This is a genomic window from Flaviaestuariibacter flavus (assembly GCF_004337505.1).
In the GTDB taxonomy this organism is placed as follows: domain Bacteria; phylum Bacteroidota; class Bacteroidia; order Chitinophagales; family Chitinophagaceae; genus Flavisolibacter; species Flavisolibacter flavus.
In genome coordinates this window covers 92,568-99,318 of the sequence record NZ_SJZI01000044.1, presented here as the reverse complement: position 1 = coordinate 99,318, position 6,751 = coordinate 92,568, and the positions used below count along the sequence as shown (strand labels likewise).

Here is a 6,751-nt window from a genome sequence, read left to right as displayed (position 1 = left end):
TCTTCGAGAAAACGCCGCCCGCCGTGAGGGCGTTCTTCAGCAGGGTCGTCTGCAGCATTTTGCTGTAGGTCTGGGTCTGCGAAGCGGAGGTCACTTTCCAGTAGGCGGTGGGGCCGAGGTCGGCGCTTGCCTGCGTCTGGCTGTAGAGACCGTCGGCGCGGCCGTCCCAGTTGATGGAGCGGTAGTAAGGCAGCACAAATCCGGTGTTGGCGGTGGTGGCTGTCGTAGCGAGGGTGTTGGTCCCTGTAGCATTGGCGGCGAGGCCTTCGGTGCTGATGCCGGGAGTGGGGGTCGCTGTCACTTGCTGATCGGCCGGGAGAATGTCATCCTTCTTACAGGAGATGACTGTCGTACTCAGTGCGAGGCACAGGAATGCCAGGCTCGAAACGCGGTGTTGTTTCATCGGAGGTTAGGTTAAGTGGTGAACGGTTAGGTTAATGCCTTGCGGCGGTCAATGCCTTGCGGCGCGGTGTAAAAGTAGTCCCCACAAATGGCGATTTGCTTTGACTTTAGATGGGCCCGGCCGATCACGGGGCCAACAGGGATTTTTGGGGGGTGAGGCCCTTTTTCAACGGGTACGCATGCCCGAAAACCCGCGCCAGTATTAGGTTTTAGCGATTAGAGGCCTCTAATGAAGCGATGGTCCAAAGCCGCATTTTTACATGGTTTCGGCGCTTTTTTGAAGCTTGCCCGGAGTATCGCATTAGCCGCAAACAGGCAGAAACCATTAGATGGCGAATGGAAAGCTTTATGCTTGCCCGGAGGCGTTCACAAGGTGTTAACAATCTGCGGCAACACCGGGCCTGCGACCCGTTGGTTCACGACGGCACGGCGGCACAACGGCACGACGGAGGAAAAAACTTATGGGCACTTTTTCGTCAATAATGTTGAACCCGGTTTATCCAAAATCACTTTTCTCCAGCCAAATGACGATGAGCGTTTTTTATCAAAAGAAAAAAACGTTGTGCCGTCGTGCCGTCGCGCCGTCGTGATCCAAGGCTGCTTGCAGCCTCCGCCACTGGCGACAAGACCGCCCCACCCTATCTTCGTCGAAACCCCTTTCCATGCAATTATCAAAGGACCTTCTTTCCAGATACGCCCAGGTAATGGTGCGCTATGCCCTCAACCACGGCAAGGGCATTAACGCGGGTGATACCGTCTTCCTCGTAGGGCAGGAATGCACCCGTGACCTCTTTCTCGCCATCGGCCGCGAAGTGTATGCCGCCGGCGGCAATCTCATTACCAATTACAGCCCCGATAATACGCAGGCCGACTCGCTGGCCCGCTACCTGCTGCAGCAAGGCTCCGAAGAGCAGGTGGGCTTCTTTGCCGCACCCTACTGGCGCGGCATCGTCGAGGCCACCGATCATATCCTGTTCATCGTGTCGGAGCCCGACGTGCACTACCTCGAGGGCATCCCCGCGGCACGTATCAGCCGCATGATGAGCGCCCGCGCGCCCTACATGAAGATGCGCGAGGAAAAGGAAGCCGCCGGCAGGCTGTCGTGGACGCTCTGCCTCTATGGCACCCGGTCGATGGCCGACGAGGCGGGCCTGTCCCTCGAAGACTACTGGGAGCAGATCATCGAAGCCTGCTACCTCCGCGAAGACGATCCCGTGGCCCGCTGGCGCCAGGTGCAGGCCGAGATCGAAACCATCAAGGACAAGCTCGACGCCCTCGCCATCGAAAGCCTCCACCTCACCGGCGCCGACCTCGACCTGCGCGTGCAGATCGGCCCCAACCGCAAGTGGCTCTCCGGTGGCGGCAAGAACATCCCGAGCTTCGAGATCTTCACCTCGCCCGACTGGCGCGGCACCGAGGGATGGATCCGCTTCAACCAGCCCCTGTATTATTCGGGCAAGCGCATCGCCGGCATCGAGCTGAATTTTGAAAAAGGCATCGTGGTGTCAGCCACCGCCACCGAAAATGAAGAGGCACTCCGGGAAATGATCGCGCAGGAGAATGCCGACAAGGTGGGCGAGTTCTCCCTCACCGACCGCCGCCACTCGCGCATCACCCGCTTCATGGCCACCACGCTGTACGATGAGAACATGGGCGGCGCCAACGGCAACACCCACATCGCGCTGGGCAACGCCTACAAAGACACCTACCCCGGCGACTTCTCCGCCATCCCCGACGAGCAGTGGGCAGCCATGGGTTATAACAGCTGCCCCAAGGTGCATACCGATATCATCAGCACCGCCAACCGCACCGTAACGGCTACGCTTGCGGATGGCAGCGAGCGGGTGATTTATAAAGACGGGGAGTTTCAACTGGATTAAGTCAGCGAGGGCCTTGCGGCCCTTTTTTTTGCACAAAGGCACTACGGCCCGACGGCGCGACGAAAAAACCTTGCCTGTAAGCAAACCCATCCCGGGGTGTAGGTTGAAGGTCAATCGAGCTCCTGAAGCGCTTATAAAACATCGTCTCTAAATTTCTTCCGGGGCCGCGGCGGTAATAGGATCCCGATCGCAAGCGATCAGGATGACAGGGGCTTAAAGAAAGGAACAGGGCGGCCCGTGGTGCTGCTCCCGGACTTGCGACTGCCGCCCGGTATATTACCCAAGACTTGTCATCCCGATGCGCGGCATCGGGATCTCTCCACGGCGATTCAGAGACGCCTTCCTGATAACGTCGTGCCGTCGTGTCGTCGTGCCGTAGCGAACAGCGGCCGCTTGCGGCCGTCACATCAACCCGCTAGAAACCCTAACTTTACAGACTACCCTTCACCCGCCGCCGACGAAGCCCACCAAACTTAGCTGCATTCACATGAGACGATTGTGCGTTATCCTGCTTCTATTGTCCGGACTGTACGGCAGCGCCCAGCAGGCGCCCATCGACAGCCTGCTGGCCATCGTGGCGGCCAACCCGAGGCAGGACTCCGCCAAGGTGATGCAGCTAACGGCCGTCCTTCGCCAGTATGCGCGGATGAAGAATTACACGCAGATGGAGGCCTGGGGTGCCCGCGCGGTGGAGGTGGCACGCGCCCTTCCCGGGCAGCGCCTCCTGCCCGGCGTATACCGCCGCCTCGCCGTATGCTACCACGGCGCTGCCAACTACCTGGCCGCCGTGGGTTATTACGAAAAAGCCATCGCAGCGGCACAGCGCACTGGCGACAAGCCTTTTCTCGCGGGCATTTACCTGAACCTGAGCGCGCTTTATTCGTCCATCACCGACTATCCCAAATCGCTCGACGCCAGCCAGCAGGCCATCAACCTGTACAACGAAATGGGCGACACCGAAAATGCCAGCAGCTCGTATATGAACATCGGCATTGTGTATGGCGACATGCAGCAGCAGGACAAGGCCATCGAGTACAAGCGCAAGGCACTGGCCATCTTCAACACGGTAAGCAAGGGCCTGCATTATGGCACCGCGCTCGCCTATAGCAGCCTCGCCGGCAGCCTCTCCTCCGCCAGCGACGCCGACCTGCGCCACAACGGCATCGACCCCGCCGAAAAAAGGAAGCTCGCCCTCGAATACCTGCAGCAGGCCCTGTACATCACCGAGCATGCCGAAAGCGCAAAGTCGCTGCAGGCCGAAGTGTACACCAATATCGCCCGCTGGTACCAGGACGAAGGCAACCTGTCGTCCGCCGCGCGTCACTTTGAGCTGGCGGTGCAGATCGCGCGGCGCAGCGGCGACATCCCCGACCTGGTCAACGTGCTGCTGGCCACGGGCAGTTTCGGGCTCCGCACCGGCGAGCTGGACCGCGCCCGCGCCGCCCTGCTGGAATGCCTCCGGGTGAGCGCCGGCGCCGGCATCCTCAGCAACGAGCAGGAAGCCGCCGAAGCCCTCAGCACCCTCTACGAGCGCAAAGGGATGGCCGACAGCGCCCTTTATTATTTCCGCAGCCACGTGGCGCTCAAAGAGCAGGTGCTCAACGCCGAAAAGGAAAAAGACATCACGCGCCGCCAGCTGAAGCTCGATTTCTCCATCCGCGAAAACGACTACCGCCTGCAGCAGCAACTCACCGACGGCAAGCTGAAGCAGCAACTGCTGCTCGCCGCCCAGCGCCAGCAACAGCTGCTGGTGGAGCAACAGAAAGTGGAGTTGATCAGCAAGGAAAAAGACCTGCAGCGCCTTTCCTACCTGCAGCGGCAGCAGGCGCTCCAGATCGCCCGCGACCGCAAGGAGGCCGAGCTCGACAAGCACCTGCTGCGCGCCGGCTTCGAGCGCGCCGAAAGCAACCGCAAGATCAGCAGCCAGCAGCTGCAGCTCGCCACCGACAAAAAAGTGCAGGGCGTTTTCATCATCGCCCTGCTGCTGCTCACGGGTCTTGCCGGGTTGATTTTTTACGATCGCGCCAAAACAAGGCGCCTCAACCGCATCATCAACGCGCAGAAAGAAGAACTGCAGCAGCTGTCCGTGGTCAAAGACAAGATATTCGGCGTGGTAAGCCACGATATGCGCGCGCCGGTGAGCTCGCTGGTATCCTTCATCCAACTGCTCGAAGGCGGCAACCTGCGGCAGGAAAAGCTTGCTGCTTATGCCGGCGAACTCAAGTCGAGCCTCACGCATACCTCCACGCTGATGAACAACCTGCTTATCTGGGCCGCCTCGCAGATGAAAGGTTTCCGTGCGTCCACCGAGCCCGTAGCGCTGCGCCCCCTGGCCGAAGAAGTGCTGCACACCATCAGCCACCACCTGGAAAGCAAGCATGTGCAACTGCAGCTGGCCATCCCGGAAAATCTCGTGGTCCACACCGACCGCAACATGCTGAGCGTGGTGCTCCGCAACCTCCTGAGCAATGCCGCCAAATACGCGAACGACGGCGGCACCGTAGGCGTGCGCGCCCTGTCGACGGGCAAGGACGTCTGCATCGATATCATCGACGACGGCATCGGGATGAGCGAGGAGATGGCCGCACGCTTCAACAGTAATTATACAGGGGTCACCGACAGCCGCCGTGGCACCGCCAATGAAAAAGGCACCGGCCTCGGCCTGCTGCTCTGCAAGACCTTCGTGGAGCAGCTCCAGGGAAGCATCACGGCCAGCCGCCAGGAGCAGGGCACGCGTTTTAGTGTGACGCTTCCCAATAGCTAGATGGATAGGCTGCAGGCAGCCTTGAGTTCACAACGGCGCGACGGCACAACGGCACGACGTTTTCATTTTTTTACAAAATGCTGTAGGTCGGATCGTTGCGCTCTTTCGGAATGGCCCGGAGAACTTTCAGCACGATTTCTTGGGAAAAACACCACTGATTCCTGAATGTTTACACAAGGTTCTACAGAAGAATGGAAAGAACTTGCGTGTAAATCAAAATCTATGATCACAGACCAGGAAGTGATTGCGGCGGCGATTCTGGACGTTGCCTATTACCTGCATCGCCTTTATGGCCCGGGGCTGCTGGAAAGTATTTACGAAGACCTGATGGAATACGAGCTAAAGAAGCGAGGGTTTCATGTACAGCGCCAGCAGCATATTCCTCTTGTACACGAAAGTTTGCGGCGACCAAGAGCCTGCCGTGCCGACCTCATTGTAAACCACACTGTGCTGGTAGAGCTCAAGTCGCAGACCGACCTGCATAAGGAATATTACAGAACGGTCATCTCCTATCTCCGGCTTTCGCGAATCCGGCTTGGTTTGCTGATCAACTTCGGAGTGCCGTTGCTGCGCGATGGCATTCGCCGGGTGGTAAATGACTTTATCATCCCCGTGCAGGAATGAGCGCCGCATGCTTTTTACGGCACGACAGTTACTTGATATGAGCCGCTATGTTCTGTGGTGAACAAAAAATCCCCGTCGTGCCGTAGTGCCGTCGTGCCATCGTGAAAAATGAGAGGCCGCAGGCCTCGAAAGCCTCAACGCTGCAAGGTCCGGCGGTTGACCAGCTCCAGCAGCTTAGCGCGGTAAAGGCTACCGGTGGCGATCGGCTCGTCGTTGCGCATCGTGATCTGCCCGTCGGCCGACAGGGAGACGATGTGCCGCAGGTTGACGATGTATTGCTTGTGCACGCGCAGAAATTCCGTCGCCGGGAGCTGTTGCTCCATGTTCTTGAGACCCACCAGGGTCATCAGCTTTTTCCCCGAAACCGTCTGTATGCGGCTGAAGTTGCCCATGCTTTCGATATAGAGCACATCGGCATAGGCCACCTGCACATAGCCGGTGCCTTCCTTGATATAGAAGTAATTGTCGCCGGCATCGGGCGCCGCTGTTTCGGTGCCCGTTGCACCCGGCGCGGCCTGTTCTTTTTTGAGCCGCAGGTAGGTGATGGCCTTTTCGGCGGCCTTCATTACGCGGGGCAGCGTTACCGGCTTTACGATGAAGTCGATGATGTCGAGGTTGAAGCTCTCGGCGGCATGCTCGGGGTGGGCGCTGATGAAGATGAATACCGGCGGGTTCTGCAGGCTTTGAATGAGTTCCATCCCCGAGAGCTCGGGCATATCGATATCGCTGAAGACGATGTCCACCGGCTTGCCCCGCAGGATGTTGGCGGCCTCCAGGCCATTGGCGCACACTGCCACGAGCTCGAGCGCCCCGATTTTGCTGATGTGCAGCTCCAGCAGGTCGCGGTCAATCATGGAGTCGTCGGCAATAAGGCAGGTATATCTTTCGGCGGGCATCAGCTAAAATAAGGTATCGCGAATGTACGGCCGCATTTCATCCACCGGCCACCCGGTTTGCTCCACGACAATAAGCACTACGTCAATTTGTAAAAATGCGATGAATAATAGCCCGCACCTTCATATCCGAAGCAGCCGGGGTCGCCTGGACCACACAAAGTCGCTCAATAAACCAACTAATTCCG

The 6,751-nt window shown here is 58.8% G+C and carries 6 protein-coding genes; 4 read left to right on the top strand and 2 right to left on the bottom strand.

Going from position 1 to position 6,751, the window contains the following annotated elements:
- Nucleotides 1-403 (bottom strand): hypothetical protein (locus EPD60_RS12465; protein ID WP_131449805.1); only part of this gene is annotated, 403 nt, incomplete at its 3' end.
- A 228-nt stretch (nt 404-631) separates the two neighbouring features.
- On the opposite strand from EPD60_RS12465, the gene EPD60_RS17010 reads away from it, so the two are divergent.
- From EPD60_RS17010 to EPD60_RS12450, 4 genes are all read left to right on the top strand, one after another.
- Nucleotides 632-1,144, top strand: a complete 513-nt coding sequence (locus EPD60_RS17010; protein ID WP_131448565.1) for a hypothetical protein — start codon at nt 632-634, stop codon at nt 1,142-1,144.
- Nucleotides 1,065-2,282 (top strand): aminopeptidase, encoded by a 1,218-nt coding sequence (locus EPD60_RS12460; RefSeq protein WP_131449804.1) that lies wholly within the window; start codon nt 1,065-1,067, stop codon nt 2,280-2,282. The genes EPD60_RS17010 and EPD60_RS12460 overlap by 80 nt, the downstream gene beginning before the upstream one ends.
- A 487-nt stretch (nt 2,283-2,769) precedes the next feature.
- Nucleotides 2,770-5,046 carry an ATP-binding protein gene (locus EPD60_RS12455; protein ID WP_131449803.1) on the top strand — a complete coding sequence of 759 codons (2,277 nt, stop codon included), beginning with the start codon at nt 2,770-2,772 and terminating at the stop codon, nt 5,044-5,046.
- A 222-nt stretch (nt 5,047-5,268) separates the two neighbouring features.
- Complete coding sequence (locus tag EPD60_RS12450) at nt 5,269-5,670, top strand: GxxExxY protein (RefSeq protein ID WP_131449802.1); 402 nt, start codon at nt 5,269-5,271, stop codon at nt 5,668-5,670.
- Between the two features lie 134 nt (nt 5,671-5,804).
- Here EPD60_RS12450 and EPD60_RS12445 read toward each other — a convergent pair whose 3' ends face one another.
- Nucleotides 5,805-6,566: a LytR/AlgR family response regulator transcription factor gene (locus EPD60_RS12445; protein WP_131449801.1), complete on the bottom strand. Its 762-nt coding sequence runs from the start codon at nt 6,564-6,566 to the stop codon at nt 5,805-5,807.
- Nucleotides 6,567-6,751: the final 185 nt, after the last annotated feature.

Bases quoted from the DNA above. Each gene is read 5' to 3' on its own strand.
- EPD60_RS17010 (WP_131448565.1), top strand. From the start codon at position 632: ATGAAGCGATGGTCCAAAGCCGCATTTTTACATGGTTTCGGCGCTTTT.
- EPD60_RS12460 (WP_131449804.1), top strand. From the start codon at position 1,065: ATGCAATTATCAAAGGACCTTCTTTCCAGATACGCCCAGGTAATGGTG.
- EPD60_RS12455 (WP_131449803.1), top strand. From the start codon at position 2,770: ATGAGACGATTGTGCGTTATCCTGCTTCTATTGTCCGGACTGTACGGC.
- EPD60_RS12450 (WP_131449802.1), top strand. From the start codon at position 5,269: ATGATCACAGACCAGGAAGTGATTGCGGCGGCGATTCTGGACGTTGCC.
- EPD60_RS12445 (WP_131449801.1), bottom strand. From the start codon at position 6,566: ATGCCCGCCGAAAGATATACCTGCCTTATTGCCGACGACTCCATGATT.